Annotated in this window: 16 protein-coding genes; 9 read left to right on the forward strand and 7 right to left on the reverse strand. The window is 62.9% G+C overall.

What is annotated here, in order from left to right; all coding sequences use genetic code 11:
- Positions 1 to 6 precede the first annotated feature (6 nt).
- The 5 genes from D2N39_RS23700 to D2N39_RS18255 all read left to right on the forward strand — a co-directional run bounded on the left by D2N39_RS23700 (position 7) and on the right by D2N39_RS18255 (position 8416).
- On the forward strand, positions 7 to 99 hold the full coding sequence (locus tag D2N39_RS23700; protein WP_407645600.1) for an integrase core domain-containing protein: 93 nt from the start codon (positions 7 to 9) through the stop codon (positions 97 to 99).
- 97 nt (positions 100 to 196) lie between these two features.
- Complete coding sequence (locus D2N39_RS18240) at positions 197 to 1654, forward strand: mannose-1-phosphate guanylyltransferase/mannose-6-phosphate isomerase (RefSeq protein WP_119136212.1); 1458 nt, start codon at positions 197 to 199, stop codon at positions 1652 to 1654.
- 163 nt (positions 1655 to 1817) lie between these two features.
- On the forward strand, positions 1818 to 4946 hold the full coding sequence (locus D2N39_RS18245; RefSeq protein ID WP_119136213.1) for a glycosyltransferase: 3129 nt from the start codon (positions 1818 to 1820) through the stop codon (positions 4944 to 4946).
- A 116-nt stretch (positions 4947 to 5062) separates the two neighbouring features.
- Positions 5063 to 5764, forward strand: a complete 702-nt coding sequence (locus tag D2N39_RS18250; protein WP_119136214.1) for a hypothetical protein — start codon at positions 5063 to 5065, stop codon at positions 5762 to 5764.
- Positions 5765 to 5827: 63 nt separating this feature from the next.
- On the forward strand, positions 5828 to 8416 hold the full coding sequence (locus D2N39_RS18255; RefSeq protein WP_119136215.1) for a WcbI family polysaccharide biosynthesis putative acetyltransferase: 2589 nt from the start codon (positions 5828 to 5830) through the stop codon (positions 8414 to 8416).
- Between the two features lie 138 nt (positions 8417 to 8554).
- Here the strand turns inward: D2N39_RS18255 and D2N39_RS18260 are convergent, their stop codons facing one another.
- From D2N39_RS18260 to D2N39_RS18270, 3 genes are read right to left on the reverse strand one after another with little or no spacing between them, the layout of a single operon-like run.
- Positions 8555 to 8776 (reverse strand): hypothetical protein, encoded by a 222-nt coding sequence (locus D2N39_RS18260; protein WP_119136216.1) that lies wholly within the window; start codon positions 8774 to 8776, stop codon positions 8555 to 8557.
- Positions 8773 to 9450, reverse strand: a complete 678-nt coding sequence (locus D2N39_RS18265; RefSeq protein ID WP_119136217.1) for a hypothetical protein — start codon at positions 9448 to 9450, stop codon at positions 8773 to 8775. The genes D2N39_RS18260 and D2N39_RS18265 overlap by 4 nt, the downstream gene beginning before the upstream one ends.
- The gene (locus D2N39_RS18270) at positions 9450 to 10175 is read right to left on the reverse strand and encodes a nucleotide-binding protein (RefSeq protein WP_119136218.1); all 726 of its coding nucleotides are present in this window, start codon (positions 10173 to 10175) and stop codon (positions 9450 to 9452) included. Before D2N39_RS18270 ends, D2N39_RS18265 begins: the two co-directional genes overlap by 1 nt.
- A gap of 641 nt (positions 10176 to 10816) precedes the next feature.
- Between D2N39_RS18270 and mobC the strand changes: the two genes are divergently transcribed.
- Positions 10817 to 11260: a plasmid mobilization relaxosome protein MobC gene (gene mobC / locus D2N39_RS23350; protein ID WP_233557259.1), complete on the forward strand. Its 444-nt coding sequence runs from the start codon at positions 10817 to 10819 to the stop codon at positions 11258 to 11260.
- Complete coding sequence (locus tag D2N39_RS18280; protein WP_119136220.1) at positions 11253 to 13079, forward strand: relaxase/mobilization nuclease domain-containing protein; 1827 nt, start codon at positions 11253 to 11255, stop codon at positions 13077 to 13079. The genes mobC and D2N39_RS18280 overlap by 8 nt, the downstream gene beginning before the upstream one ends.
- A gap of 98 nt (positions 13080 to 13177) precedes the next feature.
- Here D2N39_RS18280 and D2N39_RS18285 read toward each other — a convergent pair whose 3' ends face one another.
- A complete protein-coding gene (locus D2N39_RS18285; RefSeq protein WP_119136221.1) occupies positions 13178 to 13432 on the reverse strand; it encodes a helix-turn-helix domain-containing protein in 255 nt (84 codons plus the stop codon).
- Positions 13433 to 13645: 213 nt separating this feature from the next.
- Between D2N39_RS18285 and D2N39_RS18290 the strand changes: the two genes are divergently transcribed.
- Positions 13646 to 14002 (forward strand): helix-turn-helix domain-containing protein, encoded by a 357-nt coding sequence (locus tag D2N39_RS18290; RefSeq protein ID WP_119136222.1) that lies wholly within the window; start codon positions 13646 to 13648, stop codon positions 14000 to 14002.
- Positions 14003 to 14185: 183 nt separating this feature from the next.
- On the opposite strand, the gene D2N39_RS18295 is transcribed toward D2N39_RS18290, so the two are convergent.
- Positions 14186 to 15040 (reverse strand): sulfotransferase family protein, encoded by an 855-nt coding sequence (locus D2N39_RS18295; protein WP_199725299.1) that lies wholly within the window; start codon positions 15038 to 15040, stop codon positions 14186 to 14188.
- Between the two features lie 217 nt (positions 15041 to 15257).
- On the opposite strand from D2N39_RS18295, the gene D2N39_RS18300 reads away from it, so the two are divergent.
- Positions 15258 to 16343, forward strand: coding sequence for a hypothetical protein (locus D2N39_RS18300; RefSeq protein WP_119136223.1), 1086 nt, complete (start codon positions 15258 to 15260; stop codon positions 16341 to 16343).
- Between the two features lie 40 nt (positions 16344 to 16383).
- On the opposite strand, the gene D2N39_RS18305 is transcribed toward D2N39_RS18300, so the two are convergent.
- The gene (locus D2N39_RS18305) at positions 16384 to 17481 is read right to left on the reverse strand and encodes a GSCFA domain-containing protein (protein WP_119136224.1); all 1098 of its coding nucleotides are present in this window, start codon (positions 17479 to 17481) and stop codon (positions 16384 to 16386) included.
- The gene (locus D2N39_RS18310) at positions 17478 to 18260 is read right to left on the reverse strand and encodes a hypothetical protein (RefSeq protein WP_147373514.1); all 783 of its coding nucleotides are present in this window, start codon (positions 18258 to 18260) and stop codon (positions 17478 to 17480) included. The genes D2N39_RS18305 and D2N39_RS18310 overlap by 4 nt, the downstream gene beginning before the upstream one ends.
- Positions 18261 to 18645 lie beyond the last annotated feature (385 nt).

Consider the following 18645-nt stretch of genomic DNA (forward strand, 5'->3'; position numbering starts at 1 on the left):
CGCGCCATCGGTGACTGGATCAGCTTCTACAACAACCGACGCCCGCATCAGGCGCTGGATATGAAAACCCCCGCTGAGGCATTCGCATTAGCGGCTTAACCTGTGCAGATTCCGCTGGGTCGATACACTTTTGCCAAGTATTTTATTAACCACAAGCCTCAGCATATCTGGAAACTCTAACCCACTGGTCTATGAGATGACATTGCCCCAGATCACCCCTGTCCTGCTGTGCGGCGGGTCTGGCACCCGGCTCTGGCCGCTGTCGCGCAAGAGCTACCCTAAGCAATTCGCGCTGGAAATCGACAGCAGGTCGCTGTTCCAGGCCACCGCGCTCAGGCTGACCGGGCGGGCGGAGGGCTGCGATTTCGCAGCCCCGCTGGTGGTGACTGGCAGCGATTTCCGCTTTATCGTGACCGAACAGCTGGCCTCTGCCGGCGTCGACCCCGGCCCGATCCTGATCGAGCCCTCGGCCCGCAATACCGCGCCTGCGGTGCTGGCGGCGGCGCTGCATCTGCTGGCAGCAGATCCCGGGGCCATCGCGCTGGTCGCGCCCTCGGATCACGCGGTACCCGATCCGGCCGCCTTCCACGCCGCCATCGCCCGCGGTCTGCCGGCGCTGGAGGAAGGCCGGATCGTGACCTTTGGCATCACGCCCGAGCGGCCCGAAACAGGCTATGGCTGGCTGGAGCTCGTCGGCCCAGTCTCGGCCGACGGCACCCCGGTCGCGCTGTCACGTTTCGTCGAGAAACCCGATTCCGCCCAGGCCGGGACGATGATGGCGGCGGGGAATTTTCTGTGGAACGCCGGGATCTTCCTGTTCCGCGCCGCCGATCTGGTTGCGGCCTATCGCCGGCTGCAACCGGCCATGGTGGCCGGGGTCGAGGCGGCGCTGGCAACGGGGCGCCCGGATCTTGGCTTCCTGCGACTCGCCGAAGGGCCCTGGACCGCGCTCGAGGACATCTCGATCGACTATGCGGTGATGGAAAAATCCGACAATCTTTCGGTTGTGCCCTATGATGCGGGATGGTCCGATCTGGGCGGCTGGGATGCGGTCTGGCGTGCGGGCGGGCCGGATGCGGCCGGCAATGTGACCTCGGCCCATGCCACCGCCATCGACTGCCGCGACACGCTGCTGCGCTCCGAGAGCCCGGCGGTGGAACTGGTGGGCATCGGGCTGGAGGGGCTGATTGCCGTAGCCATGCCGGATGCGGTACTGGTGGCAGCGGCCGACCGGGCGCAGGATGTGAAACAGGCGGTCTCGGCGCTGAAGGCGCGCGGCGCCCCCCAGGCCGAGACACTGCCCCGCGACTATCGCCCCTGGGGGTGGTATGAAAGCCTAGTGATCGGCGACCGCTTCCAGGTGAAGCGCATCCATGTCCATCCCGGGGCGGCCTTGTCGCTGCAATCGCATTTCCATCGCTCGGAACACTGGATCGTGGTCGAGGGTACCGCCCGGGTGACCGTGGGGGAGGAGGTGCGCCTGCTGACCGAGAACCAGTCAGTCTATATCCCGTTGGGGGCGGTGCACCGGATGGAAAACCCGGGCAAGGTGCCGATGGTGCTGATCGAGGTACAGACCGGCAGCTATCTCGGTGAGGATGACATTATCCGCTTCGACGATGTCTATGCCCGCGGTCAGGGTGCGAAAGTCTGAGGCAGAGCCTGTACCTGCCCGTTTTCCGACCAGCGCGCGGTAGCAGGGGTACGGCTTCGGGCAAAGCCTCGCAAAACGCCGCTCCCGGCCAAAGCCGGGTTGCGTGGCGCTCGCGAAACATCTTACCTGTAGCCAAGAAAACGGACGGGGATATTTCCAGATAATGCTTTCGGACCACATCTCTTACGTCGCGCTGAGCGGTAGCGATCTCTTTGTCAAGGCAGCCCCCGTCGCGATGGAGCGGGGCCTGCATGCCACCGTCGGGGAAGCCATGATCGCCCTAGAGCCTCTGGGGGCCGAAAAGATGTTCCGTGCGGCGGTTGAGATCACGCCCGAGGAACTGGACGAGGCCGACATCATCCTAAACGGTCTGGAGGACTGGGCCGCCGAGGGCACCCGGACCTATCAGATCCAGTTCAAGAACCGCGAACGCAGCCGGACCCTGCCGCTGGGCTCCCCGGTTGCGTTGGCCGAGGGGTTGCCCAGCATCACCATCGGCACCTATATCGCCGGCCACCGGGCCGCCGCGACGCTGGAGGTGGAAATCCTCGATGCCACCGGTCAGGTTCTGGAGCGCGCCGGCGTGGATCTTCAGCCGAATATGCAGGGGGGGCGGACGCTCGATCTCTACCAGAAGATCGACCTGACGCTGCCGCTGACCGACAAGGCCCACAAGGTCGCGTTGGTGCTGAACTACCTATCCACCAATGCGCCGGGTTCGTCGCATGATCCCTATGTCTTTCTCGTGGAGCCGGTGCTCTCCACCGATCCCGGGGCGCAATTGTCGCATCAGACAATGCTGCATCAGGGCCCGGATCTCGTCGATGCTGGCTGGTTCCGCGCCACGGTGCCGTCAGTGCGGGCCGGAGCGGCCGGGCTCGATCTGGTGGTGGGCGACCAGAGGATGACGATTCTGGCGCCACCGCCGCAAAGCAATATCCGCCTGCTGCGCGATGACGGCCATTCGCTTTGCTTCCAGGCCAGCGAGCCGGTCGATGCGCGGCTGTTTCTCAACGGCCGCTCGATCTGCGCCTGCCGGATCGAACCCGATGACAGCTGGTTGCGTCTGCCCGCCCAGGCCCTGACCGGCGAGCCAGCCCGGCTGGAGATTCGCGACAGCGCCGGATTGCGCACGCTTTATGAAACCTGGATCCTGCCGCCGCGCGTTCTGACCCCGACCGAAGTGTTGCAGCGCGAGACCTCGCGTCCCTTCCCGGTACAGATGTTCAGCCAATCAGCCAAACGGTACGAGGCGTTGCGCGCCCATCTGGAAGCCGGAAGCCCGCCCGAGGTTCTGGCGCAGCTTGCCCATGCCATCGACACGCTGGAAGCGGGTTATGACAATCTGAAACTGCGCCCGCTGACTCTGCCCGAAGTGGAAGAGCCCGAGGTTTCGATAATTATCCCAGCCCATAACAAGGTAAAGGTAACCTATGCCGGGCTCTGCGCGCTGCTACTGGCCTGGAACCGCACCAGCTTCGAGGTGATCCTCGTCGATGATGCCTCTAGTGACGAGACAGCCACGATCGAACGGCTGGTGTCCGGGCTGAAAGTGGTGCGCAACGTCGAGCCGCAGCGCTTCATCCGGGCCTGCAATGCCGGTGTGGCGGCCTCGCGAGGCAAATACGTCGTTCTGTTGAACAATGACACCGAACCGACGACCGGTTGGTTGGACGAGCTGCGCGATACCTTCGACCGGTTCGACAAGGTGGGCATGGTCGGTTCCAAGCTGATCTATCCCGACGGCACCTTGCAGGATGCCGGTGGCATCATCTGGGGCAGCGGCAATCCCTGGAACTATGGCAACCGCCAAAATCCTTGGGACCCGCGCTTCTGCTATGCCCGGCAGGCGGATTACCTGTCGGGTGCGGCGCTGATGATGCCGCGCGATCTGTGGGACCGAATCGGCGGGCTGAGCCAGTATCTCGAGCCGATGTATTTCGAGGATACCGACCTTGCCTTCAAGGTGCGCGAAGCGGGGTTCAGCACTTGGTTTATGCCAACCTCAATCGTCTATCACTACGAGGGGATGACCAGCGGCACTAGCACCGCCTCGGGCTTCAAGCGCTTCCAAGAAGTCAACCGACCCAAGTTCAAGCGCCGTTGGTCGCGCGCCTTCGCCAATCATGGCCGTGAGGGCGAGTTGCCCGATCTGGAGAAGGATCGCGGCTGCATTGGACGGGTGCTGTTTATCGACTATATGCTGCCCCGTCCGGATCAGGATGCCGGTAGCTATGCCGCGATCCAGGAAATCCGGTTAGTGCAGTCGCTGGGCTTCAAGGTTACCTTCCTGCCCGAGAATATCGCCGATCTCGGCCATTACACTACCGAATTGCAGCGCATGGGGGTTGAGGTCATCACCGCTCCCTTCGTGCTGTCGGTGAACGAATTCTTGGAAGCGCGTGGCCGGGAATTTGATGCCTTCTACTTGACCCGCTACCATGTGGCCGAGAATGTCACCTCGACCCTGCGACGTATCAATCCGCAGGCCCGGATCATTCTGAACAATGCTGATCTGCATTTCTTGCGCGTCATGCGCAAGATGCTGACGAACAAGGGGATGGAGCAGATATCCGATGTCGACATGCTGCGCAACCGCGAGCTAGCCGCGATGCGCTCTGTTGATCTGGTACTGTCCTACAACGAAGTCGAACATGCAGTGATCCAGTCGCATACCAATGGGGCGGTGAAAGTGGCGAAATGTCCTTGGGTCGTCCAGGCCCCGGCGACGGTACCGGAGCGCCAAGGGCGTAAGGGGCTTTCATTCTTGGGAAGCTTCCGACATGATCCTAATGAGGAAGGTGTTTTGTGGTTCACCTCCGAAGTCATGGCACGGCTGGCCAATACGCGACCCGAGACTGTTCTGTCGATCTATGGCTCGGGCATGAACGACAGAATCCGCAATCTTGCTTCGCCGCAGATTGATCCCGTCGGCTTTATCGAGACGCTCGATCTGGCTTATGACCGCCATATGGCTTTTGTGGCACCGCTGCTGTCAGGGGCCGGGATCAAGGGAAAGGTACTGGGGGCCTTGGCGCATGGCATTCCCTGCGTGCTCAGCCCAGTGGCGGCAGAGGGTATTGGCCTCCGCAGCGGCTATGACTGCCTCATCGCCAATACACCAGCAGAATGGGAAAGCGCCATCCTGCGTCTGCTGGACGACGCAGGACTATGGAACCGGATATCCACCCATGCGCGGGAACTGGTCGAAGATGTATACTCCTTTACAAAAGGACGGAAGGATATGCGCCACGCCTTCGAAACCGTTGATATTTTCGGGATGCTCGAATAAGGGGGGGAATTCAAGGAAGCGACATCATTCTATCAATGGTTGCCGCACTTGCTGAAATTTAGGGCAGGGTAGAGGCGCGGTTCCCGCGGCCGGTCCCGGCATTCAGGGGGCACAGGTTGCGAACCGTCGTTCTGCACTACCATTTGTTCAAAAATGCGGGCACGTCGCTCGATGCAGTTCTCAAGCGTAATTTCGACGATGCTTGGGTCACGCAGGAATTTCCGGCCATGTCCGGTAACAACAGCGCGCTGGTCGCGGACTGGATCGCAGGCAGCCCGAAGGGCGCTGCCTATTCCTCCCATACAATGACCGGCCCGCTGCCGGAGATCGAAGGGGTCCGTGTCATTCCGGTGATACTTCTACGGGATCCGTTGACACGTATCCGCTCGGCCTATCAGTTCGAAAGACGGCAGGTGGCCAATACGCTGGGCACCCAGCTGGCCAGGGCCCATGACTTCGAGGGCTATGTCCGCGCCCGTCTGGAGGTTGCAGGCGACCGCCAGTGCCGTAACTTTCACACCACCATCCTCGCCCGGATGATCCCGGGTGCGGGGGACGAGTTGACGCGGGCCAAGGCCTCGGTCAGCAGGCTGCGGGACGCCGGCGTGGTCGGCCTAGTCGCGCGCTTCGACGAGACGATGGAGCGGCTGACCAAACGGCTCCGACCGGTCTGGCCGTCATTCGACTGGCAGCAAACTCGAGCGAATACCTCTGAAAAGGCCGATCCGGTCGAGATGAACCCCGCGTTGGAGGCGCTTCTGCGCGAGGCCAATGCTCAGGACATTGCCCTGCTGGACTGGGTGAAGGCAACATTCTGAACAGGGCCGCCGGGCCGCACATCCAGTAGGCATTTCATTCGTTTCCGTCAGGGATGCCAGCACATGAAGATTCTCGTCTTGGGCAATTGTCAGGCCCGCCCCGTCTCGCAGCTTCTCGGTCTGGCGACCGGAGCCACGATGCTGGAGCCGGTGGTGCTGCATCTTGCCCGGTCCGAGGAAGCGCCCGTGCATGAGGCCCGGATGCGGGAGGTAGATCTGATTGTCGCGCAGGCGACACAGGACGCCTTTTCTCCCGCCCATGTCGCCTCGTCGGGTATCCGGGCGCGACATGCTGGCAAGGTGCTGGTCTGGCCCAACCTATTCTATGCTGGCCAGCAACCCTGGCTGCGCTATGTCACCCATGCACGGCTGGGTCGCATCCTCGGGCCGCTCGACACCTATCACGACCTGCGCATCCTCGGGGACTGGTATCAGGCTCGCACCGGACACAACCCACTGCCTGTGATCAACCCCGATGCGGTGACGCGCTGCGCGCTGGACGATCTGCGCCTGCGCGAGGCGAACTGCGATGTGATCGTCTCCGACCTGATCGAGGCCGAAGCGCACCGGCGGCCGCTGTTCTTCACCTTCAATCATCCTGCCAACTGGCTGCTGCACCGGCTGGTGCAGCGGGTCTGCGACCGGGCCGGCCTGATCCCGCGCCCCTTCACACCGCCGGAGCAGGAGCCGCTGGCGCGGATCGTGCCGCCATCGCTCTGGCACGGGCCGGACAGCGGCTTCCCGCTTCAGGGGCTGCTCCCCGATCTGCAGCAGTCTGGAGTTCATCTGCCCGATCCGCCGGAACGCCTGGACATGTCGCAATTGCGCGATTGGAGCTTCGCCTGCTACGACCGGCAGGCTGAGGCCTTGCAGGATCATGCCAACCTACGATTTACACCACAGATGCCGACCATGCCCGCCTCTGAAGGCTCGGCGCAAGCCGTCTGGGTATCCACCCGCAAAACTATCTTGTTCGAGACGGAAAACCTAGTCTGCATCCTGCATGACCGTGGCAGCGACCAACTTGTCATGACCTTCGCCGGGTCCGGCCTTCGGCCACAGCGCAACCGGGTCTGGGCCGAAGAGCCGCTGGAAAAGCTCGGCTGCTCCGTGCTTGGATTCGTGGCGAAAGCACCGAACTGGTATCCGCAGCGCGATATGCAACGGGCGATTGACCATCTCGCGAATGACCCTGCATTGCAGGGCTTTAAAAGGCGGTTGGGTTATGGCTCCAGCATGGGGGGATATGCCCTGTTGCGCTACGGCAAAGCGCTGCAACTGGACATGGCCTTCGTTCTGGCACCGCAATGTTCGATTGACCCGGCGGACATCACGGACCCTCGTTTCAACAGGTTCTTCGATCCAGCACTGCATCCGGCCATGAAGCTTCAGCCTCAGGACATCGATTTCCCCGTAGTCGCCCTTTTCGATCCACTTGATGTGGTCGACAATGCCCATATGCGTGAAATCACCCGCTCCGGGGAGGTCGTTCCGCTGCCCGTGCGCAATGCTGGCCATGTCGTCGCCGAGCTTGTGGCCGGAACGGAGCGGCTGGCTCGTGTCCTGCATAATCTTGCCAGCGGAAACATCGTCGGCTTGCGCCATGATATCCAACGCTGGCGCCGCGGCGCCCTCACCCGCCCGCTGCGTGTCGCCTTGCAGGCCAGCAGACGGCACAAGGCAACCGCCTTTCGTATCTTCAAGACAAGATGTGCGGCAATAGACCCCGGGGGCTGGGCCAATATCCTGCTGCCACTTTGCCAGGCGGGTTACGGGGCACAGTTGCAAGACGAGATGCGCCGGGCGCTGGAGAAAACCCCGGAAAACCATGTTCTGCTGCTTGCCCATGCGGTTGCCTGCCGTCAGGCGGGCGATGAGGATAGGGCCATGGAATATGCTCGCCACGCGCATCGCCTGCATCCCGGACAATTCAGCACCTTCTTTCTCGAACGGCACGGGAAAGCCGCAGCCCGCACGCCTGCCCGGCCGGAGCAGCCCACGCCCATTCCCGCTCCTATTGAAAACCTCTGCCGCAATGTGATGCTCTACTGGGCCGATGACACGCCACCGCCCTCGGTGCGCGATGTGGTCGGACAATGGCAGGAGATCTATGCGGACTGGACGGTGACACTTTTTTCGCAAGCCTCGGCCGGGGCTTGGTTGCAGGACCGATGCGGCGTCGAAATCGCCCGGCTGTTCAGGAAATGCCGACTACCCGCGATGCAGGCGGATTTCTTCCGGGTATTCTGGGCAATAGAGGAGGGTGGGATCTACAGCGACATCACCCTCGCCCCTCTAGTCTGCCCGGGTTTCGCAGCGACAGGCAAAGATCTGGTCGTCATGCGGCGCTTCCATGGCCGGATCGTGAACAGCATTTTTTATGCCCGGAAGGGCTCTGCCGATCTCAAACAGGTTGCCTATCATATCCTGCAGGCGATGAGCCTGCAAACCGACCAGAATGTCTGGAGCGTAACCGGCCCCGGTGCCTGGATCGCGGCGCTGGGACAGGAGGAGACGACGACGCTGGGCATCATCCCCGATCAGGAGATGTATGAGACATATGTCAAGCGCTCAATGTATCAGGCCTCGACGCGCGGCAGCAGCCAGCACTGGTCGCAGGATCAGCTGACAGCCTCAATCTACCTAGGATAGAAAAATCCAATGAGTTGGCCTATTATCGAGCCGCCGGGAGCAGATCTACACAAAGTATTCCGCCATGGTATTGTACTGGTGCATTGATCCCATTCAAATGAACGGAGTTGAAGCGGTTGGTCACCACAGCATGACACCTCAGGTCCCATCTAGATCGGTCACAACAGTGCAATTCTTCGCGCGCCGTTTGTTCTGCGTGTACCAGACAGTTTTTCGCGTGCCGGTCTGGCTGAACTCGTAGGTGACACCGAGAACCTTGTCGGGATGATGTGGGTCGACCATCCATTCGACGGGATTGCCCACGTCGTATTCCGCTGCTAGCTGGAGGCAGGTGCGGGCGTCTGGCTTGTGGTCTGTCATTCTGCTTTCCCTCCGGGTTTCATCTGACGCTCCGCCTTTTCCAGAGCCACATCGAAGGCCTCGTGGAACCGGGCGCGGTAGGCCGGGCCCATGACGCGCGCCAGACCCATGAGGCCCAGCGGATCATGCCGGGCGGCCAGATCGGTGGCGAACTGCTGTCGCAGGGTCAGGGTCACGCTGGTCGGATGTTTGCCCCGCACCCCGCGCGGCTCGGTGACCTCCGGCATGCCATCGCGCGCCCAGTCATCAAAGACCTGATCGCGCAGGGCTTGCGCTACGCGGCGGATCAGGAACCGGACCGGGCACCGGGCTGCCGCAGCCCAGACCTCCGCCCGCGCCGCCTGACGGGGTGTCAGCGAGACCGCGACATAAACGACCTGCCCGCGGGCGGCGGGGGGCTGGGCAGAGGCTGCGGAATGTATGGGGGGTGTTACGGCGGCCGGAGGTTCACCCTCCTCTTTCCGGGCTTCTTCCCGGATGCGACCGGGCCGCCCGCCGTCATCGCCTTGCGGCATGACCTCTGCGCTGTCGATTGTGGCGGGCGGCACCTTTGGGGACGGCGGTGCTGGCGTTTCGGCGACCGGCCCCTCTCCACCCGCCGTACCAAATCCGAGCTTGGCCGAGAAGCCTGCATCCTGCCGGATGATCCGCATCTGATCCTTGCGCGGCGCCATCAGGCGACCTCTGCCGGGGACAGGATCGACTGGTCGATCTCATCGAGAAGCGCGCCTGCCTCCGTCACGGCGGCCTGCAGATGCGCGGCCAGCCCGCGGTTCGGGGTCTTGTCGGCGATGACACCGAGAAGTCCCTCCCTGTCCATCCGGACATAGGCGCTGCGGTTCGAGAGCCAGGCCTCACAGGCGGGCAGGGAGCGGAACAATTCCTCCGCCACGAGACGTTCAGTCTCTGACAACCGTGCGGGCACCCGGCTGAGGATCACCGAGAAACTGGCCAATGCCTCCGGCCTGTCGATCCGCTGGCGCAGGGTCAGATACCAGCGGGCGGTTTCCATGGTCTCGCTGAGATCACCGCGCGACAGCATCATCGGACAGACGATGCGGTGGGCCGCGACTGCCAGCATATCCTGGGCCTCCGACCCGCCGCCGAAGGTGTCGATCAGGATCAGATGCTCCTGATCCGGCTGTTCGTAGATCTGGTCAATCGCCTCGGCGACCCGGTGGGCATCGAGCGTATGAATCACCGCGACGGAAGGGGACCAGTGGCCCGCCGTCTGCCCGGCCCGCATCCAGTTCAGACAGGATTTCGAACTGTCGGTGTCGAAGATGGTCACCGTCTCGCCGCGGGCCACTGCGGCTGACGCGAGGGCGCGGCAGAGCGTGCTTTTGCCTGATCCGCCCTTCCTGTTCATCACCAGCACAACCCGTATTCCGTATTCCATCGCACCTTTCCCACATTCTACATGTCCTGCGGCATTTCTCTGAATGCCGGAGGCCGAATTCCTTTATCATAATGCGCATCCCTTTATTCCGATCCCGCAGGCCGGATATCAGAATGCGCCCCGCGAAAAACGTAATGCGCAAGTCCTTTGTCTTTTATCCCTTGCCTGATGACCGGATGCGTTTGTCTTTTATCTGATCGCGCAATGCGTGTGGCGCAATTCACAAGACCTGACGCGCTTCCCTGATGCCATACCCCGCATCCCACCTGTCCTTTCTCCGATCCAGGGTACGGAATTCCTGGGTTCAAATAAAACAAAAACAATGCATTACTGCATGTATCATTCAGGAAGCCCGCCTTGTTGCGATGCCCGCAGGGACATCGTATCGGCCAGTTTCCGGTGCCGCCCGTGATCCGTGACAGGCCTCGGGTAATGGATGGATGCCCTAAGGTCAACACAATCACAGATTTAATTGATCCCCCGTTGATTGTGCTTGATTGGAAAGAATGGAGGGGAATAGGAAGGGTGGCAAGAAATGCGATGTGTCTACAAATATTCGGTGGATGAGGTCTGTGGTAAAATATGACGCGCATGGAAAAGACCGGAATTCGGATGGGGCGGAGAGGAATGCCGTTGATCCGGTGCCCCGGAAATCCGCCGGGCGCGGGTGCCCCCGGTCGGCGGATCGGGGACAGGTCGTCAGCTGCCGTCTGCCGGCTGAAGAGCTGCGAGCCTTCGATGCGCTTTGCGTGCAGCTTGGCGCGAAATCCCGCTCGGACGGGGTGCGGTCGGTCGTGCGGATGGCCTCGGGCTTCCTCGAGTTCAGCAGGGAGGACAGCGCGCGTCTGGAGGAGATCCGCTACGAGCTGGCGAAGATCGGTACCAATGTGAACCAGATCGCGCTGGCGGCGAACCGGGGCCGGGCGCCGATGGTGCGGGCGCAATGGGCCACGGTCGGGGAACTGCGGCGATCCTTGCCGGTCGTGGCGCGGGTCCTGAACCAGATCATCGCAGAACGTCGGCGGCAGGGCGTGGCGCTGTTCCGCAAGTTTGCCGAAGGTCAGGAAGGCGCGCGCCATGGTTAAGCCTGGTTCGCGTCCTGTTGGCCTCGCTCAGGCGGTTCTGGGTGAGCTTGAAGTGCTGCGGCCTCGGCAGGGGCGGGTGAAGGCGGGGGTATCCTCCCCCTCCCGGCAGGGCTTCCGGTTCTCAGCGCGGGCCAGCCAGATGTGGCGCTTTGCCCTCGGCTCGCATGCCGCGGTCATCAAGAAGATCGGCAGGGGCGGTACGGCCAATGCGAAGGAGTTGGCGGCGCAGATGGACTATCTGTTCTCGAAATCGGCCGCGATCTTCGGCAATGGCGTCGTGCTGGATGCAGATGCCAAGGGTCTAACCAAGGACGAACGGAACGAGATCGTCGGCGACTGGGTGGAGGATTGGCGAGGGTCGCCCAGGAACGGGCACACCAGTCATCTGCTGCTGAGCTTTCCGTCCCATGTCCGTCCCGCAAAGGCGAAGCTGATCGCCGAGGCCTGGGCCTTCGAGATGTTCCAGTCGGGCGAACATCAGGACGATGTCTGGTCCTATGTCGCGGCGCTGCATACCGACCGGGCGCATCCGCATGTCCATATCGTGGTGAACAACCGGGGCACGCTGAACGACGGCTGGTTCTTCATGGCCAAGGAGCATGCGTTCAACCTCGACAGGATGAAGGACCGCATGGTGGCCATCGCGGCCGAGGAAGGCGTGTTCCTCGATGCCACGTCCCGGGCGGAGCGGGGGCTGCTGACCTATGGCCCGTCGCGCGCTGAGATCGAGCAGGCACGGACGGAAGGCCGGGCGCCGGAAGAACGACCGCGCGAGGGCCGGGCGCTGGAGGATGCGCTGGCCACTCTGGCGCGTGCGGCCGACACCATGCGCAGCCTGCACCATGTCGCGGCTCTGACCGGGTTGCCGGAGATCGGGGAAAAGATCGCCGAAGCGGAGGAGGTACTTCGGCGGGGCGGGGTGCTGCATCCTTTCCCGGCCGAGGCGGCGACGCTTGAGCGCGCTGATCTGGATCTGCACTTCAGCGGCTGGATGACGGAGACAGAAGCCAGGATCCGCAAGGCACCCATGGCCGAGCGGAAGGACCTGCGGGATGAGCTTTATGGCTATGCCGTCGACATCGCGCGTGGGCTTGGTGATACCCGCGGCGCGCAGCTTCTGCAGATGATGCCGCAGTCGGCGGTTTACGGCATGGCGCTCGATGGCGATGTCCTGATGCGGGGGCGTGTGGAAACGACCCTGCAGCCCGGGGCGGCGGAGCGGCTGCGCGCGGAGATCGTGGCCAGCGCGAGTGCAATTGGCCTGAGCGGCGATCGTATCGCCAGCCGTCTGGAAACGGGCGCGGCGAACGCCTGGGAAGAGCGGGATTGGGTCCGGAGTGATCTTTTGGTCCTCGCCGGACGGCGGCGGCTGGACCTGCGCAATCCGGAGCAGGGACGGCGCATTGCCGGGGACCTGCAGGCCTTTTATGACAAGTCTGCCCAATTGATCGATCATGCTGCTACCCACGAGGTCGTGCAGAAAAATGACCGACTGGTCTGCACGCTGCGCTCAATGGGACGGATCATGCAGGCCGAGGGCAAGGTCGAGTTCCGCAACGATACCCATGCCGAGCGGTTCGCGGCGGAATTGCGGGCGCGGTATGGGGCGGGCATCGTGACAGACCTCACCGCAGGCCGGACAGATGCCTTGGCGCAGGATGTCGGGGACGAGGCCGATCGTCACTGGATCGCCCGCGCAGTGGTCTCAGCCGCAAGGTCGCATGTGGCCTTCGGGTTGATGCTGAAAGAGGCGACGGTGGCGGAGCGGCAGTTAAGCGATGTGCGGGAACCCACCGACACAAAGGATTGGGAGCAGTGAGCAAGGCGAAGGCTGTTCTGGTCAGGGAGCGGGACCTGATGAACAGCGCCCCCTCAGTGACGCTCAGCATATTGCCCTGACGAGGTGCTGGTTGTGCTCTACTCGGTTGGGCGGCAGGCTGGGCTTACCCTGTCCTCGTCCTTCGATGACCGTTTGAGCAGATCAGCTGCTTCTATTCCAAGCTCCCTTGCCAGGCGATCAACAACGTCAATGCTGGCGTTATACAGGCAGCGCTCCAAGGCGCTGATGTAAGTTCGATCCAGTCCCGCGCGATAAGCAAGTTCCTCCTGTGATAACCCCCGGGACCGGCGGATCACTCTCAGATTGCGTGCAAATATCTCTCGGATTTCCATGATCGCGAGAGCTATTCCTTGAAGAGTATTTATCTACGGAGTATACTCTTCAAAAAGGTATCTGAACGATTGTAAGGTAAATATGAGTTGAGTACGATCAAGCGTGCTTCACGCTCGAGAAAAGTGGCAGGTCAGGCGGATCACCGGATTGCCTCTGCTTTATTGCCTTGGCGATACAGGTAGTGGCTTGCTGAGCAGGAAGGGTGGCGCCGAGTGACACATGAAATAGATCATCTCGTCGGTCGGCGCATTCGGCAAAGACGGTGGTTCACGGGTCTTACACAGCAGGAACTGGCCGAAAGTGTTGGCGTCAAGTTCCAGCAAATCCAGAAATATGAGACGGGCGCCAACCGGGTTAGCGCGTCACGGCTTTGGATGATCGGGGAAAGCCTAGAAGCCCCTGTCTCCTATTTCTTTACCGACGATGCCTGTACCTCAGCCTCGTGCGGCCAGAAATGGCAGCCTGAGTTACCTCCAAAAGATCTCATGCTTCTGGTTAAGCTTTTCAGCAGGCTTTCCAGCGATCAAAAGGAAGCACTTCTAGGGCTGGCCAGAACCATGGCGATATAAGGGATATCCAGCGCATCAGAATCCTTCCCACGGCCAACCTTCCGCCGCACGCCAGAGTGCCGTAGGCATGGCACTCCCGTTTCGCGCTACGGGTGACATTTTAGAACATGACCGCTACACCAAGTTTATCAGATAAGGTTAATTATGTAATACATATGAGCCGTGCCCGCCTGACGGCCACCGTCAGACAGCGGGCGATGGCGGTGGCACGGCGGGCAAGGGCTCCGAGACGATGTGATGGGCCAGGGTGTTGTTGCGGCTTGACCAGAAGGCGAGATCGGCGAATTGCCGGAAAAGTTCGGGCGGCAGGATCGACCGGCGGCTGCGGTATTCCACCCGGCCGCGCACAGTATGCAACCCCGGTGCCATCATCTGCGTGTCGAATTCCTCGGCCTGATATTCGACATGTTCGAAATCATGCGCGAACCAGGGTTCGCCGATGAACTGGTAGATCAGCTTCATCGTCTCCTGCGGCCGCGCGGTCAGCAGGTCATAATCGACCAGCAGCAGCGCCCCTGCCTCGTTGCCCCAATAGGCTTCCTTCAGCGCGGTCAGGGCCGAGCCGATCATCCGGTTGCGTCCCAGAAGCGCTTCGGCCCGCGCATAGACCGAACTGCGCTCGGCCGGGTTCGAGAACATGCGCGACACGTCGAAGGCATTGCGCCGGATCAGGCTTTCCACCGAATCGAGCACCCAGCCGGGATTGCGGACGCAGCAGATCACCTTCGCGCCGGGAAACAGTTGCAGCAGTGCCGGCAGGCGGCTGGTCCACATCCGGTTGGTGTCGAAGACCAGGCGGTCGGGGCCGCGGTCGCGGTAATAGGCGTCGAAGGTCGCCATCAGGATGTCGCGCTTGTGCTGTTCGGTCAGGAAGACGGAAAATTCGTTCTCGGGGCCCATCGCCGTGAGACAGGCATTGAAGATGGTGCCGACCGGACTCGACATCGCGGCGTCGAAGGCCGGATTCTGGCGCAGGATGGCGGAAAGCAGGGTCGAACCGGAGCGGGGCAGGCCGGAAATGAAATGGATCTTGCGCATCATGCTTTCCCGTATGAACCCCCCGAACATGCCGTTCCCGGTATCGGGCGGTCAATGGCCTTGCACCGCCTGACCGCACCGCCTGACCTCACCGCCGGGGCACCGCGGCTTGAAACCGCAGGGCAAACACGCGATGACAGGGCGGATTGATGGCCGCAGAGGGCCGGAATTTGATATGCCCGGCGCCGGACAGGCCCCGTGCAGAAAGGATAGTGCCATGACGGACCGCCCCCGCCTGATCGTGCATATCGGGGCCGGCAAGACCGGCTCCAGCTCGATCCAGCTGACCCTGTCGAACAATGCGGCGGCGCTTGCGGCGCAGGGGGTGAAATATCTGGGCCTGATGCTGGAACATGCGGTGACGCAGACCGGCCGGGACTGGCAGCGCACGCCCGGCTCTCCCGCGTTCTTCGCCGGGGCAGAGCCCCCAGCGAACCATGCGCAGGATCTGGAGCGCATCCTGTCGGACGAGCTGGCCGCCGCGTCTGACGCGGGTCTGCATACGCTGATCTGGAGCAATGAATGGATGTACAGCCGGCACGACCGCGTGCTGGAGGCGTTGCTGCGCCTGCGCGCGGCGGGCCATCCGGTGCAGGTGATCTGCTATCTGCGCCGCCACGACAAATGGGTACAAAGCGCCTATACGCAATGGGGCCTGAAGAACAAGACCTATCCGGGGCCGATCCGGCCTTATGGCGCGTGGAAACAGGGGCGTTCCTTCGCCCAGATGCCGGCGGTGCAGCCCTGGATCGACGCTTTCGGACTGGATTGCCTGCTGTTCAATTTCGACGCGGTGGGCGATGTGGTGACGCATTTCAACGCCCGGCTCGGCCTGACCGGCCTCGTGCCGGAAAACGACAATATCTCGCCCGACGCGGCTGAACTGGCGGCCTGGAGCGTCTATAACAACCGGTTTGACGAGGTGATCGCGGCGGGCCGCTTTCCGCAACTGCTTCAGCCCACGCTGGCGCAGGATGCGCTGAAGGCGCGTCTGCCACCGCTGGATGCGCTGATGCCCACGCCCGAGGATCTGGCCCGTGTGGTCGAGGAAAATGCCGCGGATATCGCGGCGCTGAACGCGGCCTTCGCGGCGCGGGGCGAGGCGGCGCTGCGCTTCGACAGCCCGGCGCGGCAGAGCCAGCATCCCGCCCCCTGGGAGATGGACCAGTTCATGCTGAAGATGATCTTCGCGTTGCAGGAACAGATCATGGGGCTGCGCGCCCGCCTTGCCAGGGCCGAGGCCGCACTGGCGCAGGAGGGCAAGACCCCCCTGCCCCCGAAGGCCACCCCCCCGAAAGGCTGAGGCGGGCACCGGGGGAGCGCCCCCGGCCCCGTCAGGCCGCTCAGTCCACCGAACGCTGGATCATCTCTTCGTCGCAGATGATCTCCAGCCCCTTCTGGACGCTGGCGGTGAAATCGGCCGCCGGGGTTTTCGGCGCTGCCCTGGCGGGGGCCGCGCCGGGGGGCGTATCGGTGTAATGGCGCATGAACAGCCCCATCACATGTTCCACCCCTGCGGTTTCCACCTCGCGCAGGTCGGGGCCGTAATAGGCGCCCCGCGTGTAATTGCCGGTGATGACCTCGTAAGAGGGGAAATAGTGGCAGTCGGACAGGCTGTTGCGCAGTTCCTCGCAGGCCACGCGCAGCACCGCCTTGGAATAGGCGGTGGCGGCGATCACGCTTTCCCCGGCCCGCGCCGTGGCGATCAGCGGCACCGGCGAGACGGTCATCAGGATCTTCACGCCGGGATTCACCGCCCGCATCATGCTGGCGAATTCGGTGAAATCCGCGATGGTCTCGGTCACCGAGAAATTGACGAATTCATGTTTCTCCGGGTCGAAGCTGCCCCCGGCCACCCCCGGCGCCAGCGGGAAGACCGCGCCATCGGCGCGCGCGCGCCAGCCTTCGGTCAGGCCGAAGGTGAAGACGAAGACATCCGCCTCGGCCATCATCCGGCGCACCGCCGCAAAATGGGTTTCGCGGGCGGCGCGGAATTCCGACAGACTACAGAAGCCACCGGGCTGGATATTGGGGCGGAACGGGTCGATCAGCCGGCCATCCGCCGCCTCCCACACGTCTTCCAGCGGCGAGAAGCGGCCATGGGCGCGCTGCGCGAGTTGCAGAAGCTGGCGTGCGGTATAAAGGTTGCCATAGCGGGCCGAGAACACGCCATAACCATAGCGGCGGGCCACCTCGTCCGAAATCAGCGGATGCGCCTGTTCGGTGACGAAGTAATTGTAGCCCCGCGCCTGAAGGTGCCGGGCGATATGCTGGGCAAAGCAGCTTCCGGCCGTGGCAATGCGCATCTCGGGCTTCAGCCGGAATGCGCCCGACACCACCGGGTCGATCTCCGAGACCTCCCGGCCGCGATGGCTGCGCGACCAGAAGCAATGCGCCGGCAGTCCGGCATAGGGATTTGCGGGTTTTTCGGGGCGGGTCATGCGGATTCCTCCGTCCGGGCGGCAGCGAGCGCCGCAAGCACATCGGCCAGAAGCATCCGGCCATATTCCTGATTGCCATGGGTCGGATCATTGCCGCGCAGCCTTTCGGCCAGCCCCAGATCCGTGATCGCGGCGGCGGGGGCCGGAACGAAAGCCGCCCCCAGTTCCGCCGCCAGATCCTGCCGCAGCCTTGCGTCGATCCGCCAGAGCTTGTGCCGGAAATCGGCCGGCGCGATTTCAAGCTTGTCCATCCGGTCGGCGAAGACGCCGGGATGGGCGCGGATATGCGCCTCGTCCACGATGGGGGGCGGCGGGCCAACGATGACCAGCGGGCAGTCCACCTGCCCCGCGATCCAGCGGCAGAAGCGGAAATTGGCGCGGTCGAGCTGGTTCTGCATCTCGGCGAAAAGCAGGTCGGCCGGCACCCGATCACGGCCCTCGGCCAGCGGCAGGCCGCTTTCGGGCCAGTCCACATCCGGCGGGGCGGGCGTATCGGGATGGCGGAACAGGCCGAGGATATTGTGCTCGTTCCCCGTCACCAGCAGCACCACCGCCTTCGGCCGACACCCGGCCAGCAGCGTCGAGACATGTTCGACCAGGTCCGGCGCCAGTTCGCGCCGACCCTCGACCAGAACGGTCCTGAGCTGGCAGGGCGGGTCGTTCAGCGGCACGAATTCCATGTCATCTGCGGCGGCCTCGCCATGCCGCACCCGCCACAGATGCCCCGCGCGCAGGGCGACCATGTGGCTGTGACCGAAACAGAGAATGGGTTCTCGCATGAAAATGTCCTTGCAGCAGAAGATTCGGGGCAGCAGACGCTCCGGGGCGGCAGACATGTCGGGCGGTGGCAAGTCAGACCCCCGGAAAACCCGGTGGTCCCGGCCTGCCCTGCAGCGGCCCGGCAGGCCGACCCGCAGCCCCCGTTCATAGATCGCACCCCCGGCACGAAGGTCAAGGCGATATGTCCCCGACAGGGGGGCGAACCGGGTTTTCGGACCCTCTTCAAAAGTTGACTGTTGATCGGTTCCCCGAATTGGCGCAAAATTATGGCGAGTTTTCAGGAATTTTATACCGGCGCCACGACACCAGCGGCGAAATATCGAAAGGAGGTTCCGGAAAGTCCTTGCTTCCCCGTTCCGCGTGCTGCGCCGGAACCTCTTTTCT

This window comes from Gemmobacter lutimaris, from assembly GCF_003570715.1.
In the GTDB taxonomy this organism is placed as follows: domain Bacteria; phylum Pseudomonadota; class Alphaproteobacteria; order Rhodobacterales; family Rhodobacteraceae; genus Gemmobacter; species Gemmobacter lutimaris.

What these genes read in the sequence shown, in the direction of transcription:
- D2N39_RS18270 (WP_119136218.1), bottom strand. Translation starts at nt 10,175, where the DNA reads ATGGAATACGGAATACGGGTTGTGCTGGTGATGAACAGGAAGGGCGGA.
- D2N39_RS18245 (WP_119136213.1), top strand. Translation starts at nt 1,818, where the DNA reads ATGCTTTCGGACCACATCTCTTACGTCGCGCTGAGCGGTAGCGATCTC.
- D2N39_RS18280 (WP_119136220.1), top strand. Translation starts at nt 11,253, where the DNA reads ATGGTTAAGCCTGGTTCGCGTCCTGTTGGCCTCGCTCAGGCGGTTCTG.
- D2N39_RS18255 (WP_119136215.1), top strand. Translation starts at nt 5,828, where the DNA reads ATGAAGATTCTCGTCTTGGGCAATTGTCAGGCCCGCCCCGTCTCGCAG.
- D2N39_RS18310 (WP_147373514.1), bottom strand. Translation starts at nt 18,260, where the DNA reads ATGCGAGAACCCATTCTCTGTTTCGGTCACAGCCACATGGTCGCCCTG.
- D2N39_RS18285 (WP_119136221.1), bottom strand. Translation starts at nt 13,432, where the DNA reads ATGGAAATCCGAGAGATATTTGCACGCAATCTGAGAGTGATCCGCCGG.
- D2N39_RS18305 (WP_119136224.1), bottom strand. Translation starts at nt 17,481, where the DNA reads ATGACCCGCCCCGAAAAACCCGCAAATCCCTATGCCGGACTGCCGGCG.
- D2N39_RS18260 (WP_119136216.1), bottom strand. Translation starts at nt 8,776, where the DNA reads ATGACAGACCACAAGCCAGACGCCCGCACCTGCCTCCAGCTAGCAGCG.
- D2N39_RS18240 (WP_119136212.1), top strand. Translation starts at nt 197, where the DNA reads ATGACATTGCCCCAGATCACCCCTGTCCTGCTGTGCGGCGGGTCTGGC.
- D2N39_RS18300 (WP_119136223.1), top strand. Translation starts at nt 15,258, where the DNA reads ATGACGGACCGCCCCCGCCTGATCGTGCATATCGGGGCCGGCAAGACC.
- D2N39_RS18265 (WP_119136217.1), bottom strand. Translation starts at nt 9,450, where the DNA reads ATGGCGCCGCGCAAGGATCAGATGCGGATCATCCGGCAGGATGCAGGC.
- D2N39_RS18295 (WP_199725299.1), bottom strand. Translation starts at nt 15,040, where the DNA reads ATGCGCAAGATCCATTTCATTTCCGGCCTGCCCCGCTCCGGTTCGACC.